Below are 19,964 nucleotides of genomic sequence, written 5' to 3' on the forward strand. Positions count from 1 at the left end.
TTGATACTCGTTTGGCCCCTCCGGGCTGCCGCACACCGACCTCTCAGGAAAAACCACATGAAAAAAACTCTGCTCGCCCTGGCGCTGGCCGTCACCTCACTAACCGCCCTGGCTGCGCAACCGGCCATGGACCCCGATACCGCGATGGTTCTCAACAAGCTCAAGCAAAGCTATCCGTCGACCACGTTCGGCAATATCGAGAAATCGGCCCTGCCAGGCGTCTACGAGATCACGATGGGCAAGAACATCGCCTATACCGACAAGGAAGGCCGCTATTTCCTGTTCGGTAGCGTCTATGACATGCAGACCCGCCAGGACCTGACCGCGCCCAAGCGCGAAGCCCTGAACAAGATCGATGTCACCAAGCTGCCGCTGGCCGATGCGTTTGTCACCAAGCGGGGCAACGGCGCACGGACCATTTACCTCTTTACCGATCCGGACTGCCCGTACTGCAAGAAGCTGGAGCCGGAACTGGCCAAGCTCGACAACGTGACGATCTACACTTTTCTGTTTCCGATCGACTCGCTGCACCCGGATGCGCGTAACAAGGCCGAATCCATCTGGTGCGCCAAGGACAAGCAGGGTGCCTGGAACAGCCTGATGATCGCTGGCCAGGTGCCGGAGTCGAAGAAGTGTGCCAATCCGGTGGAGCGCAATGTCGCGCTGGCCGAGAAGCTCAACATCCGTGGCACCCCGTTCCTGATGAGCGCGGATGGCCGCTCCCTGCCGGGCGCAGCGCCAGCCGAGAAAATCACCGCCTGGCTCGAAGGTAGCCAGTAATGCGGCACGCGCGGACAACCCTGCTGATCGCGGCGGCTGCGGCGGCGATCCTGACCCCGGTTGCTCGCGCAGAGCAGCTAGGCACCTATGGCAATACGTGGGAAATCGCCGAGCAGGATGGGGTCGAGTCCATCAAGAACCGCCTGACCAAGATGGACAAGGGCGGCAAGATGAAGGAATTCTGGGAAGACTACCGGGACAAGCAGCTCGATGGCGTGAACAATCCGCAGCCGATCCCCGGCATTTCCAAGGTCAAGGAAGCAAAGACCTGGACCTTCGACCCGACCTACACGTTCACCGAGACCGCCAAGGATAACCTCGGTAATGTGCTGGTCCCGGCCGGCACCAAGATCAATCCTCTCGACTACACGCAGCTGTCCAAGGCCATTGTGTTCATTGACGGCCGCGACGAGGCGCAGGTTGCCTACGCAAAGCAGCGCACCGACGCGAACCCGAAAGACAAGGTCGTGCTGGTAGGCGGCTCATACGTGAAGCTCACGCGGGAATGGAAGCGGCCGGTGTACTTCGATCAGCGCGGCATCCTGGTGAAGCATTTCAATATCAAGCGCGTTCCGGCTGTCTTGTCGCAACGTGGCAAGCAACTGATGATCGAGGAATTGGCATTATGAAAAGACGATTGGCGGCATGGCTGCTGGCCGCGTGTGCGGTCCTGCCCGGCATCTCCCGTGCGGACGACCTGTGCACCGGCAAATTCCCCAACCTGATCACAGAAGTCTGCTGGTCCTGCATCTTCCCGATGAAGATGTTTGGCAGTGTCACCCTGATGAGCGGCGGGCAGGAAGATTATCAGTCCGCTCCCAGCCAGGCCATATGTGCCTGTACCAATGGCGGCGTGCCCAAGGTTGGTGTGCCCACCTCCTTCTGGGAGATGGACATGATGACGGACGTGACATCCACGCCGGGATGCTTCCCGATGCTGGGCGGCGCGCGGGTCAACATCGGGGTGAACTCGGATGCCTTCGGTACGGACCAGAAGTACCGCCGTGGCGCGTCAGCCTCGGGGAAGTCGTCGTTCAGGCAGGTCAACCTGTACCTGAATCCAGCCATGTATGTGCTTGGCGCGGTGCTGGACGACCAGTGCCTGGACAACCGCGGGATGGACGTGCCATGGGTCTCGTTTGCCGACCCGACGCACAACGATGACGAACTGGCTGGCATCCTGACGCCCTATGCCTTCCCGTTCGGCAGCCTGCTGGCCATCGGTGCCAACACGGCCGATGCGGTCGCGGCAACCGCCGGCTTTCCGATCCAGGAAATCTTCTGGGCCGCTGGCGCCTATGGCCATATGTATCCCCTGACCGGCACCAATAACAGCCATGTCAGCAACGAGCAGTCGGCGCGGCTGCAAACGGCCCGTATCCTGGCCAAGCTGCATGCGGCCGGCACCCAGTGGTCGGCTGCCGGCGAGCATGCGATGTGCGGCTACTACCCGCAGATCATCATGGACAAGCGCCAGTACAAGTTCCAGCGCCTGGCCCCGATCCCGCAGACCAAGAAAATCAATGGCCGCTGCTGCGATCCGATTGGTCGCTCGACCATCCTGGTTGAGTCCGGCACGCAGGCCCCTTTACCTAACCTGAGAGACTTTTCCTATGCGATTTTCCGCAAGCGCGATTGCTGCAGCGGCGTTACTCCTAGCAATTGAAATCACGGGATTCTCCGCCGGCGCGCAGGCGCAGGGACTGCCAGGCGAGGCGGACATCAAGGCGCAGATGGCGAAACAGCGTGCCGCTACCATGGAAGCCCTGAAGATGAGTCCGGGGCAGGGCGTTCAGGCAGGCGGCTTCAGGACCGAGGTCCCCAAGGTGACGCCGGCGCCACAGCGCACGCAGGATCTGGATGCACTGGTCAAGCAGTACCAGACCGGCAAGCCGGTCGACCTGCCCAAAAGCAGCCATGACTTGATCGTGTTCGTGTCGTTCTCGATGCCGCCCGACATCCTGAAGGAGCTGGCGCGGCAGGCGAAGGAGACCGGCGCGGTGCTGGTGCTGCGTGGGTTCAAGGATGAGTCGCTGGCCGCGACCAAGCAGGCGGCGCTCATCCTGAATCAGGCGGGTGCGGAATGGGACATTCATCCCGACCTGTTCAAATCCTTCAAGGTGACCAAGGTGCCGACCTTTGCAGTGGCTACAGCAGATGCCAGTTCGGTGCTGGAGGAGGGCTGCGCCCCCGAAACTACCTACGCGACCATTTCCGGAAATATTTCCATCCAGGTGGCGCTGGACACGATCCGCCGGCGGGCAAGCAAGCCGATTGCGACGCTGGCCGAAGCCCGTCTGGAACGCATCAGGCTGGCGGGCCGTCCGGGTTCCGTAGTGCGGTAAGCCGTTAACCCTATCGAGAAGCGAACAGACCATGAAAATTGTTCTAATGGCCGTGCTTGCCGCTGCTGTAGCTGCCTCCTTCAGTGCATGCGCGCAAACGAACCAAACTGTTCCGGCTGTCGCGTCTGTCGCTGCGACGCGCATGACCACGGACTCCTATATCAACGGCCGGCCGGCCCAAGTCGTCTATGTCGGCCGCGCTGGCGCCTGCGAGGCGGTCAGCGTTAAATGGACAGAGCGGCGCATTGAGCACTTTAGGGTATGCGATCAGGAAGTAAGTGCGCGCAACACGGTAGCACCAGCCTGGTCGGATGAACCGTCTACGCGGCTGCTGCTGTCATCCACGATCAGGAATGCCGTGCTGTATGGCGAGGCGCGGCAAACGGACAGCAATGGCTACCAGTACGTCGCTCGCACCCTGCCGGCCGTGTCCGCGCGCTGCAGCAACATCGAAGTGATCATTTCCTATGACGGCGACCTGGTTGACCGGGCGCTGCGCGATGTCTGTGGCAAAGCAGGCTTCTAATTTTTAACCAAAAAAGTACCATGAAAAAATCCATTCTCCTCGCATCCCTGATCGGCCTAACAACCGTCGCTTCTGCACAGGCAAACGCTCTGCGTGAAAATCTCGTCGCCCATCCCCTGACGGATCTGGTCGTGCCATTCGGCTCGAAAGCGACCCTGGTATTCCCGGTCCAGCAGGGTGGTGGCTTGCTGCGTCCTGAGATCACCAAGGAATTCAGGACGCAACTTGCCTCGATGTGCCCGACAAAATGGCAGATCGAGCGTTCAGTGCATGACGACGACAAGGGCCAGCGCATGGACTGGGTGGATGCCGACAAGGTCTACGATGCTGATACCCTTGCCGATGGCATGGTGCTGCTGATATCAACGACCTACGGCAAGCTCGATCGCCAGGAGTACCGGATCAACGGTTCGCGCTGTGTGGGCGAGTTCACCATTCGCGATGTGTACTCCACGGGCGGAAGCGGACGGTATCCGACTGGGTTCTTTGTCATCCACGACAAGGAGCAGCCAGCGCTCATCAAGCATCCGGCGCTTAACCAGGCGCCGGCTGATGCGACGTTTGAATCGGGTCCGCTGCCGGAAACCACCTTTTTGAAGTCGGGCACGACGGACCCATGGGATGTAGTGGTCTGGGCCATGGATCTTTGTGCCGCTCGCAAGGGCACGCCGACGCTTGCCATGGAAGACGCCAATACCAAGGCGGTGAAAACCTTCACAGACCCGGCCACATTTAATGCGCTGATGCGCAAGATCCGGTTCATGAAGGGCGTGGCGGCAAATCCGTACGCACTCTCCTGCAGCGGCGAGAAGGCGTTCTCCGTGCGCGGCACTAAAGCTGCCTATGGAAAGCCTGTTGTGACCTTCGTGAACGGCATGCCGGCTTTGGCTTCGAATCCCTGATAGGTTACTGACAAGTTCGTGTTGACCCGAAATGATCGCTAGAAAGTCAAAAGCCACCTTTACGGTGGCTTTTGACTCTATGCCAACATGGCATCACCGGCTTAGGTCCCTGAAAGGCAGGGGCGGGAGTGGGTTCACATTGGGCTATGGGCTAATTTTAACCCTGAACCGGTTTGCTGAAACGTTTATTTATCAAACGCAAGTTCCTTTATAGTCGGCCAAATTCGAATGGTATAGTGATTATGCGAAATAGAACTTTGGCAATAACAATTGCTAATCAAAGGAAACCGGCAAAAAAAAGCCCCGCGTCGCAGGGCTTCTTTCGAATAACTGGGGGAACGAGCCAATTGGACTGACCAGTCAAACTGCAGTATCCGCTCGGGTCGAACCCCACCTAGATGGTGTACTAGCAAGTTATAAAAACACGCCTACTAGCCGAATTTTAATGATATTCACTATGACCCCCTCTGTCAACCCTTCAGAAAACCTTGCTGTCGTACGACTTCTCGAGTTCCTATCCGACCGAAGCCCCTGGCACCGTTCGCTTTGGGGGATCGGCATAGTTTTAGCGCTGGAAGAGCTTCATGAATCATGCACAGTGTTGGCGCAGGGCCATCTCAGCGAAGCCTCGGTCAAAAGGGTGATTTCATCGTTGAACAAGCGCATTGGCCACCACCCTGGGTTTTCAGGCGAGGAGAAACGGCTGCTTCAACAGCAGCTTCAACAGGTGCCGCGTCCCGATAGCGTAGCGCATCATACGATCCGGCGAATCTCGACCATTGTTTCTGCCGATTATTTATCCAGATGGGGGCGCGTCGTTGATTCCGGGAATTTTACCGTCGAATTGTTTGCCCGCAGTGTTGCAGGTCACCTGCTCGATGCAGGGTTTTCTGGACAATACCTCCGTGATTTCATCAACCAACGTCTTCAGGAAGCCAATCCGTTTTCGCTGGGACAACTCTGTAATGACCTGCAGCAGGAAATTACGGCTAGCCCGCCGCGCGATTTTGAAGTACTGCTTGCGTTCGGGGCGGTACCGAGACTTCTCAACGGCGTGCCGACATCTTGGCTACAGGGGCCCGGAGTGACTAACTGGCTGAAAGCACAAGGCTTTGACACAGCTGGCGTACGCGCTCCCGCAGCGATCATTCGTCGGGTCAGGGCACGTGACACCATTGGAGCCGCACAGGCCGCAAGAAGCGAATCTGATCGGTATGCCGCAAGAACATTGCTGGCGACTGGCCTTCCTTTGAATAGGCTACCTAAGTTGTGGGTCTCAGGCAGCGCGGCGCCCTTCGATCTGGGCCATGATCGTCGTGGGGTCGAAGTGAGGGAACTATATCGAGAGGACCGAATATTTACCGATGACGCAAACAAAAGCGTCGATGCAGCCTTGGAACTGCTTTCCCATCTGGACAGCAGCTCGCCAGTAGCGGCTGTTGCAGGGGGATGGGGAGCAATAGAAGGATTGCTAGCACCTTCCAATGACCGCTCCACGGCGGCGGACAATCTGGCTAGCTTGGTAACTTGTTCGTTTCCCCGCGCCGAACTTACACGGTTGGCATACTTGGTCCAGCAGAATAAACCTGGCGAATATCGGGTGCTCGAAGACGCGGGAAGCAACCGTGAACGGTCGCGCATCATCGGAAACATGATTCTTGAAGGAACCATGCCGGCTTTACAAGGTTTGAGCGACCAGGCGGCCGCGACAAGAATGAGAAAGTTGTTCCTCAAACCCAAAGTTGAATTAGAAATAGTCCGAGAGGTCATTTCCGACTCTTTCCACCGTCTGTACCGGCAGCGCAATCTGATTTTGCATGGTGGCAAACTTGATAGTGTGGCGCTCACTCCAGGATTGCGCACCGTAGCAAAACTCGCTGGGGCAGGTATGGATCGTGTCACGCACGGACATTATGTCCAGAACTTAGAGCCGCTTGATCTCGTTGCCAAAGCCAATATAGCGCTCGCGCTGGTAGATGCATCAAATCCGCTTGCTTGTGTCGAATTGCTCGAGACCAGTTAACGCTTAGTACGATCCAACACCACGAAAAATTGCTGCACCATCCTAATGAACAGGAAGCGGTATTGGGGTAAGCACGGCGGTTCAGGATGCCATATTTACAGATGTATGAGTGTGGATGTGCTGTAAAGGCATCATCCACGAAAAACCCCGGCATCGCATGAGCGAAAGCCGGGGTAGGGTGGTTGAGCATCAGACAGAACGTGCTTCCTGATCGGTCAGACGGTTGCGAATGGAAAGCCATTCACGCGCGTCCATCGTTTCGCTCCAGGTCGAGACTGCCTTGCCGTTGATCCAGTGGCGAAAGGCCACGCGATAGACGTTGGGTTTGACGGAAGGGACCGCGGTGTACTCGTACTCGTTGAAGCCGCGGCCGTCGATGTTGATGACCGAGACGGTTTGGACATTGAACAGCCAGTTGTAGAAGTCGCAGATCATCCGAACAGCGAGGATCAGCAAGGTGCGAGCGGCGAAGCAGGTTCTTTTTGCGGAAGCAGAAAACATGTGGATCTCCTGATGGGGCCCGTAAGGGCGTTAGCGATATCAGGAGATGCACAACATCGAAAAACAATTACTCGCCGTGGTAGAGCGCGCGAGGTGGCAAGCATCAATGCGCGTGAGCATTCACGCAGGCGAAAGAGGCGACTGGATCAGGTCGGAGGCACCGACGCCCGAAGGCCGGAGCAACGTGAGCTTTTACAGGGACCGTGCCCGTGCCGCGTGTGCCTTCAGATCGGAAATGGCGTGTAGGTGCAACGAGTTGCCCAGCGCGTCGCTCACAGCGTTGACGAAGTCGCTCAGCGAAAAGACCTTGAGCAGGATAGAAGCGTTCGGCTGAGCCCCGCTTTGCCGGCGGGCCAGGTCATCAGGGAGGCCGGTGATAAACAATGCCTGCAGCGAAGGCTGAAGGGATTGCGCCTCGTTGGCCAGTTCGAAGCCATTCATGTCATGGTCCAGCCGGACATCGGTCACAAGCAGGTCAACATGGGCACTGCGCAGGATCGCCAACGCTTCGTCAGGAGCCGCTGCACCATGGACCGTAAAGCCGGCCGCCGCCAGAATTTCCGTGAACAGGCTGAGTTGATCCGGGTCGTTCTCGACGACCAGCACATCCAGACGGCCGAAGTTCGGCGCAGCGTTAATGGAGACCAATTTTAGCCAGGGAATTTTCTTGGAATGGATGAGCAATTATGTACCTCGCCGCGTAAATCAATGAAAGCGAGTCGTTAGACGCACATCAAGCAGCGAGTGCCCCATTATTACATTCTGTTTCATTCCGCACAGAAACTTTACAGATTTTTGCAACAATCAATCCATCAATACAACACCCCTATATCCCGGCTCCGACGACCTCCCGGGCCGCTCCGCCGACGGCCCCGTCTCCCTTCGATCCCCTTTATTTTCTTCTCTTTCTTTTCTCTCTGGCGCAAGCGCCACCCCCGCGACCTGTGCCGTCGACCAGCTGCGGATCGTCCCTGGACCGGCCGCGGCGGCTCTCTGAATTCTCTTTTTCCTTTTGATCGGTCGTCTCGATCCTGTCCCTGAGGCGGGAATCTCGGCTCCGCTTACCTGCCGGCGCTTTGCTCTGGTCGTGTATTTGCGGCCGACCTGGTGGCCACGGTCCGTTGAATCCCTTTTTTTCTTTTTTCTTTTTGTATCCTCTCGGGCGCGGCGGATCCGGGGAGGGGGGAGCCAGGCGGGTTTTACGGACCGTCAAAATGCCCGGTCCTTTTTATAGGGTGGGGTGGTCGATCGACCGGGGTTATGGTCTGGTTGCGGTGATGGATAGATTGTTGCGTTCTTGTCTCTCCCACCCTAATTACTGTATGCTTGACCAGTAATTGTGCTTTCGAAACGGTAGGAGTCTTTCCCTCCCCGTCCCGGATGGCGGGGTCGATCAACCAGCCAGGGCAGAAGAAATAAATGCAGGGCGGCTACGCCGCCCTGCTTGCAGAGGAGTCCTCAGATGGATATGAAAACGCTCGGTTTATACGATCACCCCGATGGCTGGCGACGCGAGCCCATCGAGGCCTTCGCCGAGTTCGTCAAGTCCGAGGCTTACCTCGAGCACGGCCGTCGCCCGCCGACTGTCGACGTCAACAAGAAAAAACGTCCGCTGCGCGACTCCACCCGCAAGAACCTCATCCACATGTTCGGCAAGTTCGTCAAATGGATGGCCGGCGAACAGGTCAACCTGTTTACCGTCACGCCCGACCATATCCTGCGGTTTCTCGACGCCCAGGTCACCGGCCGCGGCAAGGGCGACAAGGATATGGTCAGCACCATCCGGACCCGCCATGTGCGGCTGCTCGAGCGCGTCTACCGGCATCTGGAAATCGCGCCCAACCCTGCCTCGATGGCTGCGCACGGCATGTACCGCAACCGGGAGACCGGCGCCGCCGGCGTCGACAAGCCCACCATTGCGCTCACGCGCGAGCAGGAGGCGGCGTTCCTGAAGGCGCTGCCAGGCGAGCCGGGCGACCCGCGACAGAACTGGAAGCGCCGGCGCGACCGCGCCATGCTGGCGCTGGCGATCGGCGCCGGATTAAAGGTCTCGGAGATCCGCGGCCTCTATGTCGAAAACATCGGCCAGCCGATGAGGGATGGCTACATCACCATTACGGTCAATCCCGCCGCCACGGACGGCACCAGCCTGCCGCATGACACAGTTCTGCGCCAGGAGTATGTCTCCTACCTGCAGCCTTGGATGAAAGAGCGTGCCGGCCTCGATGTCCCCGGCAGGCTGCTTTTCCCTTCCGGGTTACGAAAGGAAGAAAAGATCGACCAGGTCACGCTCTATCGCCAGATCAAGGCCACCTTCGAGCGGGCCGAGATGACTTCCGTCGACCATCAGGGCGGCCGCACCCTGCGCAACACATTTGCCGTGCGCGAGCTGGCGCTGGGAACGACCGTGGAGCAGCTGTATGACCTGATGGGACACCGCGACATCAAGACGACCGAGACTTTTGTTGGGTTGGTATCAAAGTACCGGCCCATCCGCAGCCAGGATTCTTGAGGTCCAAATGGAAATGGCCCACCGAAGTGGGCCATTTCAACTCTCTTGTTCCTGGGGGGAGGCATAGCCAACAAGTCCCAGAACGCACAAAAAGATTATATCCTCGAAGCGGGTTTTCGATCACCATGACCACCGTGAAACAATGAACTGCAGCTAACAGGAGAATAGAATCATGGGCCCATACGAACGAAAACTTAATGAACTCGTGGCCATCACGAATTCGCTGGAAGGAACCGGTGGCAGCCGCGCCTTGAGGGCCATCATCAAGGATCTATCGGGCCATGGCCCGATCTCAGAACTGCTCTATACCTTGGACCGGCAGAATTTCGATAAGGTGATCGAACTCCTGGTGGAATTCCGCGACAGGGGACGAAACGAGCCATTCAATGACCTGCATGAACAAGCTGTGCAAAGGCTGAAATAGGGCGCTGTACCAAGATAGGAAGAGTGACAAAGATGAACCAGGCAGTCGAAACACAAAACCAAACCCCATGCAATTGCCGTCGCTGTGGCTTCGATCTCGAAAGCGACGACTTCGAATATCAGGAGCGGCTCGAAATCAACTTCCGGGCCGGCTACGCCTCGGTGTTCGGCGATGAGAACGTCGTTCGCACGGTGCTATGCCAGAACTGCGTGAAAGACGTACTTGGCCAGTGGCTGGAGATCGTCGAAGATGACGATAGCCATCAGGCCGCCGTGTCTCAACCAGTGGGCGCGTATCAGCCCCACCAGGTCAGGGAAACCGACGTCAGACAAATCGACATCGACTTCGAAGCGGACAAATCCTAACGCCCCCATGCCGGCGTGCGTCGGCGCCGGTCCCGTGCTATTCGAAATGCCACGCCCAAAGGCCGGTTTACGGCCTTGTGCGTGCGGACTGCCAACATGAAATCAGCGAATAAATTCAGCATTTCATACCTCCTCAAAACAGATAGTTGATAAAATAATAATATCGATTTCAACCAGCTCAAGCAAGCATTAAAAAACCTCCAGCGTCCGAAGACGTGGAGGTTGGTACTGGTTAAAACCGGGCTGCGCGCATTGTTTCGACTGCGCGAGCCATGTGCGGAGCCAGTGACTCCGACAATTCGCCCATTTTCGGGCATTGTCCAAACCGACGCTTGTGAGGAACAACGAACCATTCCTCATTCAGCGCCAGCCAGTGCTTGCGGCACAGGGCAAACTTGGTCGGCTTGCACAGGCCAGCCATTTCCATCGACGCCGCATCATCCACCCGGAATTCACCAGGATAGAGCTGCTCGGTCCTTTGCGACGTGCCATAGGCGACGTACACGCGGTTCCCGTCTTTGGACACGTCCACCACCAGCGCCGGCCGGATCTTCGGGCCAGGGCAGGTTGCAGCAAGTGCTTCAGGGAATTTGCAAAATACGATGTCGCCAGGGACAGGTTGGAAGGGAGTAGCTCGTTTCATGATGCATCCTTAGGAGAGAGACAACACCAGCGAAAATTCGCGTTAGTCAGATAACCGGGGATGCACAACGCCTTTGTATAAAGCGAAGAAACGAAATACGGCAGCAGGCTTACCAACTCAAAGAGTGTTGGGCGTGACAAAACAAAAGCCCTCAACGTCCAGGACGTGAGGGCTGCGAATTGATTGTGTTTCGGCAGGACCGCGGCTGTGGTGGGCGGGCTTTGTGGCCCTAGAATTCCAGTGTGTCGAGTGTGGTCTGCTGCGCCGCGTCGATGGCAGCAAAATGCGCCCGTTGCAGCCGCTCGATCTCGGCGGCAATCAGTGCGCCGGCAACCACCAGCTGACGCATCCGGGTATTTTCACCCAAAATCTCCCTCGGCCATTCCGCGGGCCAGAGGTTGCAGGCTTCACCACTTTCTTTTGCGTCTGTCACGTCAGTGCTGCCGAGCGCAAAACAGGCCGCCGCCGCCGCCAGTTCGCCAGCGGCATGCTGATCGTCATGGCTGGCGTCGTATCCCATGGCGACCTGCGCCTGGCGTTCGGTAGCAATCATCTCAAGAGGAGATTTCCCGGTGGTGCGATGCGTTGTACCAACCCTTTTCTGGTCCACGGCCTTCAACATTGTTTGCTCACTCAATAATCAGATGTACTTTGCATTCGCGTTCGCGGCTTCGGACGCTTCTGCCACTTCTGCCTTGCGCTTTTCGAAGAAAGCCCGTCTTCCATCCCTGTTGTCCGGAATCGTCAAATCACGACTTGCGGGATCACCGTGAAGTTCATACACCATGGCCTGTGCCAAATCATGAAAGGCAGTCCGTTCGGCAGCAACTTCCAGAATATGCCGGTTCGCAATACGTATCGACTCCTCGAGGCTCTGCACCAGAAGCTGGCTTCGCGCCAGAGACCGCTGGGCGTACGCAAGCTGTTCCTCTGCGTCGGAAGCTCTTTGTCTGGCTTCGTTTGCGCTACCTTCTGCTGCGTAATACAGCGAGCTGTAATCAAATCCATCATTCATGATTTTTACCTTCTATGTTCCCAATGCTCTCAATCCTACGTATTAGACCACTAGCCGTGATCTGCACCGGGTATTTACCTTTTGCAATATTATAACATGCTCGTATAATACAAGTTGATTTTCATTTATTTAACTTTGTGGTGAACTTCTCACATACTCTCTCATATTGGAACCGTTGTGAATTTGCCAGCCGAGTCGCCTTCCCTTCTCCAGATCACTAGCCTGCGCGCCGACATCGAGCGCCATCAGCGGCTCTACCATCAGAAAGATGCACCTGAAATCTCCGACGCTCAATACGATGCCCTCATTCGCAAGCTGATTGCGATTGAAGCCCAATATCCGCAGTTTGCTACCCCGGATTCGCCTTCGATGCGAATAGGCGGTAAGCCGCTCAAGGCCTTCCGTGAAGTTGCCCATGCGTTTCCCATGCTGTCATTGAAAGACGTCATGGATGCGGAAGAAGCCCGCGCCGCCGTCGATGCGGCCGCCGGCGAACTTGGCGTGGACCCGGCAGAGCTGGAATACTGCATGGAATTGAAGTTCGATGGACTGGCGATTTCGCTTCGCTACATGGATGGCGTGCTGGTCGAAGCACTGACGCGAGGCGATGGCGCGGCCGGCGAAGAAGTAACCGCCCAGGTAAGAACGATCCGAAACGTTCCCCTGCGCCTGCCAGAGCCCCTTAGCCTACATGTGCGCGGGGAAGTGGTGATGGAGAGGGGCGTCTTTGAGTCGTTGAATGAACAGCGCAAAGCCACCGGCAAGAAGCCTTTTGTGAATATGCGCAATGCTGCAGCTGGCAGCGTCCGACAGCTCGACCCCAAGGAAACGGCTGTACGCCGACTGAAATTCTTTGCCTATGGCGCTGCACCAAGGTCTGAAGGCGAATCCCTCCCTTTTGAAGCTAGTCGGCAAAGCGAGGTGCTCGCGTACCTGAACCGGCTTGGGTTTACGGTCGATGCGATGGCAGCCGTGGTCAAGGGCTTTGCAGGCATACAGCAGTGGTTCGACCATGTCGGCACCATAAGAAGCGCCATTGAGTTTGACATCGACGGTGCGGTAGCAAAGGTCGACGATCTGCAACTGCAGCAAAAGCTGGGCTGGAACAGCCGCACCCCGCGTTTTGCAATGGCCTACAAGTTTCCGCCACAGGAAGCACTCTCTGTCGTACGCTCGCTTGTCTGCCAGGTTGGCCGTACCGGCAAATTGACGCCCGTTGCCAAAATCGACCCGGTGTTCGTCGGCGGGGTGACTGTCTCCAGCGTCACCCTCCATAACGAAGACCAGGTGCACCTGAAAGACGTACGCATCGGCGACACCGTTGTCGTGCGACGCGCCGGCGATGTGATTCCCGAGATTGTGCGATCGGTCGCGGAATTACGCCCGGCAGCAGCGGAGAAGTTCATCATGTCGCCACACTGTCCTGTCTGCGCCGCGCCAGTCGTGAAGGAAGAGGATGGCGCCGATTACCGATGCTCGGGCGGTCTGTCATGCGATGCACAGCGCCTTTTTCGGATGACCCATTTCACTTCGCGGCTGGCCATGAACATCGAAGGGCTGGCCGAGCAAACCGTCGCAGCGCTGATCGAAGCCGGCCTGGTTCGAAGGCCATTGGATTTTTATCATCTTACCGTTCAACAGATCGCTTCCCTCGATCGCTTCGGGCAGCAATCGGCAACAAATCTGATTGACGCCATCGAAGGTTCGAAAAAGCCTTCTCTGGCCCGATTCATTTATGCCTTGGGTATCGGGGGCGTTGGCGAAGCGACAGCAAAGGACCTTGCCAGGGCATTTGGTAGCTGGAGCGAATTCGCCAGTGCAACGCAACCTCAGCTCCTGTCCATCCGGGATATCGGCCCCACCACGGCGGCCAATATCGTGCGTTTTCTGGCGGATGATGCCGAAGGCGACGAAGCCAGCGCCTTGGCCGAACTGCTGCAGCCCCAGGTGCTCGCCGCAGGTGGCGCTGGTGCCCTGCAAGGCAAAACCATCGTTCTGACCGGTACGTTTCCCACCCTGTCCCGGGAACAGGCAACGGCGCTGGCCGAAGCAGCGGGAGCAAAGGTTGCCGGATCGGTTTCGCGGCGCACCTTCGCCGTCGTGGCAGGCGCCGAGGCCGGCTCCAAGCTGGCCAAGGCTGAAGAACTTGGCATTTTAGTGTGGGATGAAGCTGCATTCATTGCGGCCTGTGCAGCGCCCTGAAGAGATCGAGCCGCCTGCAAATCAGGCGGCGCAACTCTTGGCTACAGTAGAGGAGTAGGGCGGTGGACTACTGTGGCCGCCCGCACCATGTCTTTTGAGCGCCCATATTTTTCGTAAACGCGCGAGCGTACCGCCTCGATTACTTCCTTCCCGTACGGCGTTTCCAACTGCATTTTCAGGGCGTCGTAAAACACTCTGGAGACATGGGCGGAATACATCACCATTCGTTTCCCCAGCACGATCCCGGTATCCGCGTCGACCAGCACCAGTGCCAGCGACAGGTGCATGCCTGGATACCATTCATGAAGCTGCCACTGCTCTGGCGGGAGCAGGTTGACCGACGCGGCCTGATCGGACCAGTCGTAAAAACTCTCAATGCGAACCAGGACAAACGGCACCAGGCAGTCCACAAACAAGCCCATATGAACTGATCCGGCATGAAAGGCGTCGAGCTCGCCTGCGGTTACGTCGCGCTGGTTGATTTGCAATAGATGGTGCCCCTCGATGCCTGTGTCATACCGGTATTGCACGGTAGCGGGGTTCCAACGAGCCCGGCCGCTGCAAAACGGCTGCCCGACTTCCATTCCCCACATCAGCCAGCACTCCCAGGTTCGCCCGAGCGTCCGAACCCCACAACAACGCGGCGGGCTTCGCCTGCAATTTCAACGCCCATGCACGTCAACGCCTTGCTTTCTTTTTCATCCACGACAATAATCCTCCCTGTATTATTTATGCATTACAGGTGCGCATAATACGCGGCTAATCTGTATCGTGACAAAACATGATTTAGCCACAAGAAACAATAAGCAATCTTATACATCCACGAAAAGCATCTCCGTCTATCAGGGTTATTTTCTTTTAGAGGGAGGTCAACATGACACACAACGCAGGACCACGAATGGAAGAAGTGAAATTTTCGGAAGTCCGGCAGCTTGTTCAACTGACATGGTTCTTTGAATACGTGTTGGGCGCACCACCCAAGCAGATGAACGGCACGATCCGCTACCACATGTGCCCGAACCCGCAATGCGGGGAATCCTCCAAGCATTCGGTGAAGGTCTCCGTGGAAGAAAACCGCTGGCGCTGTTTTGCCTGTGGCGAAAGAGGGGATGTCATTGATGCGGCGGCGGCGTTCTGGGGGATTTCTCCTCGTGACGCAGCGCTAAAGCTCATTGGCGCCGATCCGGATGTGATGAAATCCTATGTGCCGCCCAAGCCAAAACCAGTCGTTCCCAGGGACGATACGGCAATCGGTGTCGTGGTGGATGCATTGCTGGCGGCCGGGCGCAAGCCCGACGATGGGATGCTGGCTTATCTCAACGGACGGGGGATCTCGACGCCACTGGCAATGGAAGCAATCCGGCGCGGCATCATGGTGACACTGCCGACCAATCCGAATTCTGCCAAGGAGCTGTTGTACGACCTGGTTGGGGAAGCGGCATTGATCAAGGCTGGAATGCTGCGCGAAGACGCCAAGGCGCCAGCGATCGCGTTTCGGCCCCTGGTTTTCATTTCCAAAGGCAGTCGGACCGCAGAATTTCGCCTCTCCCGCCCCGCAAAGGAGGATGAAGTGAAATCGTTGCGGTACGGCGATGTGACGCCATGGGCATGGAAAGGTGCCGATAGCAGTCGCGTCATGATTACAGAAGGTTGTATCGATCTGTTGTCAGCGGTGCAAATGGGTACCAAGCGAAGCATCATCGGCTTGCCGGGATGCGTCAACTGGCAGCCGGAGTGGTTTCACAAGCTCAAAGGCCGTAACGTTCTTGTGGCGCTGGATAACGATGAGCGTGGACAAAGTGCCACGGCAAAGCTGGTTCCCGTACTCCAGGCAGTCGGAGCGGAAGTCGGCGTCTATGGTCTACCGGCCGGTGTGGGTGACTTGAACGAGCAGCTGCAGGCACAACTGGGGCTGTCTTAGTACTCGTCTTTTAACTGCATCACAGTAGTTCAAATGCCCCGTGGTCTTCATGACTCACGGGGCATTTTTTATGCGCAGCGCAGGTGTGTCAGAACATCCTTGACCATGAGACGTTGTGAATCGCCCGCTTGTAGGCCGAGGTTTCAAGATCATGGCCGCGGACAATCGGATTTCTTCCTGTCAGGTACCAGTAATCGCCCTGCTGCGACATGAAATACTTGTTGCCCAGCAACTCGAGCGCGCGGATGTAATTGTCCGGCGCCTTTTCCATGCCAGACGCGATCCGGAGCAGTTCGACGGCGCGTATACCCGGCTTCATCCATGCGGCCCTAGCCAGGTCAATTCCCTCATCGCCGCACAGCATGTAGATTTCATCAGCCACAATCGGCGGCAGCGGCTCGATCAGGAAAGGGAATTCAATCGGCAGGACGTACCAGGTGCGCCAGAACTCGTAATGAATGCGCAGGCGCAGCACATCCTTGCGCGTGCCCAGGTTGGCGCAGCATCGCTCGAACGTAAAAGGCGTATCGGGACGCCCGAAAACCCACTCGGCTGCTTTCAGCACTTCGGCCGGCTTACGCTTTTTGTCGAACAGCGCCAGGATGTTGGCCCGCACCATCATGAAGGAGATCCGCTCCCCGCCTTCTTCAAAGTCTTCCTCTGTGAAGGTCCTTAGGGTGTCTTCCTTTTTTCTTCTTTTGGATCCTCCAATGCCTGATAGATTACTGAGCGCGGCGATAGCAAGTTCTTGATCCATAGGCGATATGCCGACGATGTTTTCTTCACCGTCCACAATCCCCACGTCCCCGTCACTTTCCCCATCGCCGAGATCAGCGGCATTAAGACCTTGCCAAAGATCGTCATTATTAAGGCCCGCAAGAAAGGCACGCACAGCATCAGGAGCAGTATCACCGTCCCGATGACCAGTATCACTTTCAAATCCGAATTCATGTGTCATTTCTTCCATGGTTGTTGCGTTATTCATTTGCCAATTCCCTTGCCATTTCCCGGCTGCTTTCCTGTTTGCCGCCACCGAGGTACTTGTTGCTGTTCTTGAAGTAGTCGGCACCGACCACCGCCTTTTTCCGCTTGTGCGCAAGGTCGAGCTTGCCCATCGCGGCTCCCGTTTTTTTGTCAATCGCGATCATCGGCACCCGTATGTTAAAAAGCGTGTCGCCGCCATAAAGGACTATGCATTCCCCCTTGCCGAGGGACTTGAGTTCATCCGGCGAGACGCGGTGTCTTTCTTCCAGTTTCGCCGTCGTCGTCATGCCGGCGCCGTCGCCCACATTTCCGCTTGGCGCAATCGTCGCCGCCGCCTGGCTCTCCGAGGAGCTTTGGGACGTGGCCATCTGCATCGTCTCGGCCATCTTCATCCCGATCAGGTCGGCTGCTTCTTCGGCCGACTTTTGGGAACCCAACTTGAAGAAAATCTTGGTCCAGGTATTACCCATGACCATTTCCTTGAAGTCGTCTGACACCACTTCGAGGTTGGCCAGTGTTTGCGCGGCCGGGAAGAGGGAAATCGCCGCAGAACGCGCCTGCTCGAAGGGACGTGCCAGCGACTGGACCGCATAGCTGCCCACCTCATCCATGAAGCTCAGGAAGGGCGGGTTCGGGCGCTCTGCTTCCGGCAGCGCCTGCACCCAGGAGATGGCCGTGCGAAGGTCGCCCAGGAGCATCTTGCCGAAATTGGATGCCGCTTCGTTCTTGCCCATGGTGGGCAGGGCCGCATAGATGATCTTTTTGGACCGGATTGCCTCAAACAGGTCAATCTCCGGGGTGTACGTATTGAGCACAGTGCCGAATTTTCCTGTGCCGAACATGTACATCCTGCCGCCAACGCCACCGAACGTCTCCTTCATCCGTTTGATGTCGACCATGTTTTCCGCGCCGCTGCCCGGTTTGCCGCCGCCCTTGTACTGCTCCAGAAAGAGCGACAGGTTCTTTGTTGCGGAATGGTTCGGCACGGTTTTCTTGAGCTTTGTCTCCAGCTCCTCGATCGCCTTGTGATTCATCAGCAGAATCGTGAAGTCAATAAAGTTGTACGACAGGCCCGCCGCCTGCAGGGCAGCCACCAATGTCGTGATCCCCTGATTGGCCGACTGCTTGTAATGGTCCGCGCCCGGATTGTTTTCCGTCGACGGTATCAGCGACAGGATGCGGGCGGCAATCTCGTCCGGATCACCTCGCAGGATGGGGTTGTAGGTATGGCTGGAATCGGGGTCGCCAGGATTGAGGATCAACAGGTCATCCTCGCGGCCGGCCCACCGGCAGTACTGGTAGATGGTCTGGATGTCGTCGGCATTCATTTTTCCGTCAATGAACATCAGGCCGCCGCCGCGCTGGATTTGCTGAAACATGAGCAATTTGCCAAGAACAGTCTTGCCGACGCCCGACTGCCCGAGTATGAAACCGTGGCGCATCAGGTCTTCATCGGGAATGTGCACCGGCTGGCCAGTGTCCGTGCTGAAACCAACCAGTAACCCATCAGGGCGCATCAGCTCTGTCGCGGACTGGAGGGACAACGACGACCCGAGCAGGTTTTTCGCACGCCACTTTTCAAACATCCGGTTGGCGATCGAGGCACTGCCCAATGCCGCCAACGTCGCTCCGCAGCCAACGAAACCTCCCGCGAGCGCCGAGGCCGTCGTGACCAGAGAACTCGCGCCGATGGCCGACAACGATGCCGTGTCGGACGCGCCGCCCAGTCGCACCTTGTAAAAATCTTTCAAATTCATTGAGGAATTCCTCATCACGACAAAAAAACCCCGCGCGCCAGGAAGGCGAGCGGGGTGGTGGAATTACAAGAAGGAACCCATCATGCTGTCTACTGCGGGGATGGAACTCCCTGTGGCAGGCCGGGAAGGCTGGACCTGCATTTCAGGCATGGACAACAAGGTTGCGCGCTCCATATCCGACAGCTCATTGTCGTTCTGGATAAAGAAACGCTTTCGCTCGACATCGACGACCCCTTTCTGAATCTCTTCCTTGTAGTACTTGTAGCGTTCCGACAACGCCGAAGCCACGTTCGTACTTTGAGGTGCAGCCGTCGTTGCCCCTTGCGAGGTTGATGCTGAGGCCGCCGCCGTTGATCCGGCAACCGGCTGTGCTCGACCGCCAATCTGGCCGCTTTCGGCAAAATGCTCCCGAACCGCGCTAACGTACTTCGAATCGTCGTACAAACCCATATAAACGTCGGCACCAAACCCCAGCAGGGAAAGACACTTGGACGTCGCCTCCGTCACGCTTTTCTTGGGGGCTTCTTCATCGGTGAACACGCCATTGGCGGTACAGCCAACAAACTTCGTCTGGCCGAAATGCTCGATCGCACCGCGCTCGCCATTCCACCTGTACCAGAGCTCGATCCGGACAACGTGGATCTTTTCCGGTCCGAGGTCAGACCCTTGTGCGTTCCAGCCCATATGCGCGCCTTCTATATAGCGCTCATCCAGGATTTTCACGCCCCAGCCCAAGCCCATCGGGCCAAATGCTTCGGTCGCCTTCTTTGCCTGGTAAGTGGCGTTGATGGCCGTGCCGCTGAAACCATCGCGGCGGGTGAAGTCCTTGGTGTACTTCGGGTCCGTCGCCTGGACGATCTCCCACAACGCGATATTGGATGTGCCCTGCGATGCCGACGCCTGCGCGTCCGTTGCTGCCTGATGACTCATGTTTGCTCTCCTGAAGTGCTGCTAAGCGGAATTGCCTTGCTTGCTGATATGACTTACACCCCTGAATAAACGCACTGAGTCGCCGGAAAAGAGAAAAATATTTTTATCCGTAACAGGTGCATGTAATTCTACAG

The 19,964-nt window shown here is 57.2% G+C and carries 21 protein-coding genes; 12 read left to right on the plus strand and 9 right to left on the minus strand.

Annotation, left to right across the window (positions count from 1 at the left end; all coding sequences use genetic code 11):
* The first annotated feature begins 57 nt into the window (after nt 1-57).
* The 7 genes from QOL82_RS20060 (at nt 58) to QOL82_RS20090 (ending at nt 6,576) form a co-directional block, all read left to right on the plus strand.
* On the plus strand, nt 58-780 hold the full coding sequence (locus tag QOL82_RS20060; RefSeq protein ID WP_283444082.1) for a DsbC family protein: 723 nt from the start codon (nt 58-60) through the stop codon (nt 778-780).
* Nucleotides 780-1,409, plus strand: a complete 630-nt coding sequence (gene traW / locus QOL82_RS20065; protein ID WP_283444083.1) for a type-F conjugative transfer system protein TraW — start codon at nt 780-782, stop codon at nt 1,407-1,409. Before QOL82_RS20060 ends, traW begins: the two co-directional genes overlap by 1 nt.
* Nucleotides 1,406-2,446: a TraU family protein gene (locus QOL82_RS20070; RefSeq protein WP_283444084.1), complete on the plus strand. Its 1,041-nt coding sequence runs from the start codon at nt 1,406-1,408 to the stop codon at nt 2,444-2,446. The genes traW and QOL82_RS20070 overlap by 4 nt, the downstream gene beginning before the upstream one ends.
* Before the next feature lie 67 nt (nt 2,447-2,513).
* Nucleotides 2,514-3,125, plus strand: coding sequence for a type-F conjugative transfer system pilin assembly protein TrbC (gene trbC / locus QOL82_RS20075; RefSeq protein WP_283444085.1), 612 nt, complete (start codon nt 2,514-2,516; stop codon nt 3,123-3,125).
* A 31-nt stretch (nt 3,126-3,156) separates the two neighbouring features.
* Entirely contained in the window at nt 3,157-3,651 is a 495-nt protein-coding gene (locus tag QOL82_RS20080) for a hypothetical protein (protein ID WP_283444086.1), read from the plus strand.
* Between the two features lie 20 nt (nt 3,652-3,671).
* A complete protein-coding gene (locus QOL82_RS20085) occupies nt 3,672-4,553 on the plus strand; it encodes a hypothetical protein (RefSeq protein WP_283444087.1) in 882 nt (293 codons plus the stop codon).
* A gap of 457 nt (nt 4,554-5,010) precedes the next feature.
* Nucleotides 5,011-6,576, plus strand: coding sequence for an integrase (locus tag QOL82_RS20090; protein WP_283444088.1), 1,566 nt, complete (start codon nt 5,011-5,013; stop codon nt 6,574-6,576).
* 189 nt (nt 6,577-6,765) lie between these two features.
* On the opposite strand, the gene QOL82_RS20095 is transcribed toward QOL82_RS20090, so the two are convergent.
* Both QOL82_RS20095 and QOL82_RS20100 read right to left on the minus strand, forming a co-directional pair.
* Nucleotides 6,766-7,077: a hypothetical protein gene (locus QOL82_RS20095; protein WP_283444089.1), complete on the minus strand. Its 312-nt coding sequence runs from the start codon at nt 7,075-7,077 to the stop codon at nt 6,766-6,768.
* A gap of 192 nt (nt 7,078-7,269) precedes the next feature.
* A complete protein-coding gene (locus QOL82_RS20100) occupies nt 7,270-7,761 on the minus strand; it encodes a response regulator (RefSeq protein ID WP_283444090.1) in 492 nt (163 codons plus the stop codon).
* A gap of 778 nt (nt 7,762-8,539) precedes the next feature.
* Between QOL82_RS20100 and QOL82_RS20105 the strand changes: the two genes are divergently transcribed.
* From QOL82_RS20105 to QOL82_RS20115, 3 genes are all read left to right on the plus strand, one after another.
* Nucleotides 8,540-9,589, plus strand: coding sequence for a tyrosine-type recombinase/integrase (locus QOL82_RS20105; protein WP_283444091.1), 1,050 nt, complete (start codon nt 8,540-8,542; stop codon nt 9,587-9,589).
* A gap of 172 nt (nt 9,590-9,761) precedes the next feature.
* The gene (locus QOL82_RS20110) at nt 9,762-10,013 is read left to right on the plus strand and encodes a hypothetical protein (RefSeq protein ID WP_283444092.1); all 252 of its coding nucleotides are present in this window, start codon (nt 9,762-9,764) and stop codon (nt 10,011-10,013) included.
* A gap of 32 nt (nt 10,014-10,045) precedes the next feature.
* Nucleotides 10,046-10,378: a hypothetical protein gene (locus QOL82_RS20115; protein ID WP_283444093.1), complete on the plus strand. Its 333-nt coding sequence runs from the start codon at nt 10,046-10,048 to the stop codon at nt 10,376-10,378.
* Between the two features lie 232 nt (nt 10,379-10,610).
* Here QOL82_RS20115 and QOL82_RS20120 read toward each other — a convergent pair whose 3' ends face one another.
* From QOL82_RS20120 to QOL82_RS20130, 3 genes are all read right to left on the minus strand, one after another.
* Complete coding sequence (locus QOL82_RS20120) at nt 10,611-11,021, minus strand: hypothetical protein (protein WP_283444094.1); 411 nt, start codon at nt 11,019-11,021, stop codon at nt 10,611-10,613.
* A 229-nt stretch (nt 11,022-11,250) separates the two neighbouring features.
* On the minus strand, nt 11,251-11,643 hold the full coding sequence (locus QOL82_RS20125) for a hypothetical protein (protein ID WP_283444095.1): 393 nt from the start codon (nt 11,641-11,643) through the stop codon (nt 11,251-11,253).
* Between the two features lie 18 nt (nt 11,644-11,661).
* The gene (locus QOL82_RS20130) at nt 11,662-12,036 is read right to left on the minus strand and encodes a hypothetical protein (RefSeq protein WP_283444096.1); all 375 of its coding nucleotides are present in this window, start codon (nt 12,034-12,036) and stop codon (nt 11,662-11,664) included.
* A gap of 177 nt (nt 12,037-12,213) precedes the next feature.
* On the opposite strand from QOL82_RS20130, the gene ligA reads away from it, so the two are divergent.
* Nucleotides 12,214-14,238 carry an NAD-dependent DNA ligase LigA gene (ligA, locus tag QOL82_RS20135; RefSeq protein WP_283444097.1) on the plus strand — a complete coding sequence of 675 codons (2,025 nt, stop codon included), beginning with the start codon at nt 12,214-12,216 and terminating at the stop codon, nt 14,236-14,238.
* Nucleotides 14,239-14,279: 41 nt separating this feature from the next.
* Here ligA and QOL82_RS20140 read toward each other — a convergent pair whose 3' ends face one another.
* On the minus strand, nt 14,280-14,831 hold the full coding sequence (locus tag QOL82_RS20140) for a hypothetical protein (RefSeq protein ID WP_283444098.1): 552 nt from the start codon (nt 14,829-14,831) through the stop codon (nt 14,280-14,282).
* A gap of 305 nt (nt 14,832-15,136) precedes the next feature.
* On the opposite strand from QOL82_RS20140, the gene QOL82_RS20145 reads away from it, so the two are divergent.
* Complete coding sequence (locus tag QOL82_RS20145; protein WP_283444099.1) at nt 15,137-16,159, plus strand: toprim domain-containing protein; 1,023 nt, start codon at nt 15,137-15,139, stop codon at nt 16,157-16,159.
* An 88-nt stretch (nt 16,160-16,247) separates the two neighbouring features.
* On the opposite strand, the gene QOL82_RS20150 is transcribed toward QOL82_RS20145, so the two are convergent.
* The 3 genes from QOL82_RS20150 to QOL82_RS20160 form a co-directional block, all read right to left on the minus strand.
* Nucleotides 16,248-17,144, minus strand: coding sequence for a hypothetical protein (locus tag QOL82_RS20150; RefSeq protein WP_283444100.1), 897 nt, complete (start codon nt 17,142-17,144; stop codon nt 16,248-16,250).
* Nucleotides 17,137-18,900 (minus strand): type IV secretory system conjugative DNA transfer family protein, encoded by a 1,764-nt coding sequence (locus QOL82_RS20155; RefSeq protein WP_283444101.1) that lies wholly within the window; start codon nt 18,898-18,900, stop codon nt 17,137-17,139. The genes QOL82_RS20150 and QOL82_RS20155 overlap by 8 nt, the downstream gene beginning before the upstream one ends.
* Before the next feature lie 63 nt (nt 18,901-18,963).
* A complete protein-coding gene (locus QOL82_RS20160) occupies nt 18,964-19,830 on the minus strand; it encodes a hypothetical protein (protein WP_283444102.1) in 867 nt (288 codons plus the stop codon).
* Nucleotides 19,831-19,964 lie beyond the last annotated feature (134 nt).

The organism is Noviherbaspirillum suwonense, from assembly GCF_900182955.1.
In the GTDB taxonomy this organism is placed as follows: domain Bacteria; phylum Pseudomonadota; class Gammaproteobacteria; order Burkholderiales; family Burkholderiaceae_D; genus Noviherbaspirillum_A; species Noviherbaspirillum_A suwonense.

Excerpts from the sequence above, each read along its gene's own strand:
- QOL82_RS20060 (WP_283444082.1), top strand. The coding sequence starts at position 58 with ATGAAAAAAACTCTGCTCGCCCTGGCGCTGGCCGTCACCTCACTAACC.
- traW (WP_283444083.1), top strand. The coding sequence starts at position 780 with ATGCGGCACGCGCGGACAACCCTGCTGATCGCGGCGGCTGCGGCGGCG.
- QOL82_RS20070 (WP_283444084.1), top strand. The coding sequence starts at position 1,406 with ATGAAAAGACGATTGGCGGCATGGCTGCTGGCCGCGTGTGCGGTCCTG.
- trbC (WP_283444085.1), top strand. The coding sequence starts at position 2,514 with ATGGCGAAACAGCGTGCCGCTACCATGGAAGCCCTGAAGATGAGTCCG.
- QOL82_RS20080 (WP_283444086.1), top strand. The coding sequence starts at position 3,157 with ATGAAAATTGTTCTAATGGCCGTGCTTGCCGCTGCTGTAGCTGCCTCC.
- QOL82_RS20085 (WP_283444087.1), top strand. The coding sequence starts at position 3,672 with ATGAAAAAATCCATTCTCCTCGCATCCCTGATCGGCCTAACAACCGTC.
- QOL82_RS20090 (WP_283444088.1), top strand. The coding sequence starts at position 5,011 with ATGACCCCCTCTGTCAACCCTTCAGAAAACCTTGCTGTCGTACGACTT.
- QOL82_RS20095 (WP_283444089.1), bottom strand. The coding sequence starts at position 7,077 with ATGTTTTCTGCTTCCGCAAAAAGAACCTGCTTCGCCGCTCGCACCTTG.
- QOL82_RS20105 (WP_283444091.1), top strand. The coding sequence starts at position 8,540 with ATGGATATGAAAACGCTCGGTTTATACGATCACCCCGATGGCTGGCGA.
- QOL82_RS20110 (WP_283444092.1), top strand. The coding sequence starts at position 9,762 with ATGGGCCCATACGAACGAAAACTTAATGAACTCGTGGCCATCACGAAT.
- QOL82_RS20115 (WP_283444093.1), top strand. The coding sequence starts at position 10,046 with ATGAACCAGGCAGTCGAAACACAAAACCAAACCCCATGCAATTGCCGT.
- QOL82_RS20120 (WP_283444094.1), bottom strand. The coding sequence starts at position 11,021 with ATGAAACGAGCTACTCCCTTCCAACCTGTCCCTGGCGACATCGTATTT.
- QOL82_RS20125 (WP_283444095.1), bottom strand. The coding sequence starts at position 11,643 with ATGTTGAAGGCCGTGGACCAGAAAAGGGTTGGTACAACGCATCGCACC.
- QOL82_RS20130 (WP_283444096.1), bottom strand. The coding sequence starts at position 12,036 with ATGAATGATGGATTTGATTACAGCTCGCTGTATTACGCAGCAGAAGGT.
- QOL82_RS20140 (WP_283444098.1), bottom strand. The coding sequence starts at position 14,831 with ATGTGGGGAATGGAAGTCGGGCAGCCGTTTTGCAGCGGCCGGGCTCGT.
- QOL82_RS20145 (WP_283444099.1), top strand. The coding sequence starts at position 15,137 with ATGGAAGAAGTGAAATTTTCGGAAGTCCGGCAGCTTGTTCAACTGACA.
- QOL82_RS20150 (WP_283444100.1), bottom strand. The coding sequence starts at position 17,144 with ATGAATAACGCAACAACCATGGAAGAAATGACACATGAATTCGGATTT.
- QOL82_RS20155 (WP_283444101.1), bottom strand. The coding sequence starts at position 18,900 with ATGAATTTGAAAGATTTTTACAAGGTGCGACTGGGCGGCGCGTCCGAC.
- QOL82_RS20160 (WP_283444102.1), bottom strand. The coding sequence starts at position 19,830 with ATGAGTCATCAGGCAGCAACGGACGCGCAGGCGTCGGCATCGCAGGGC.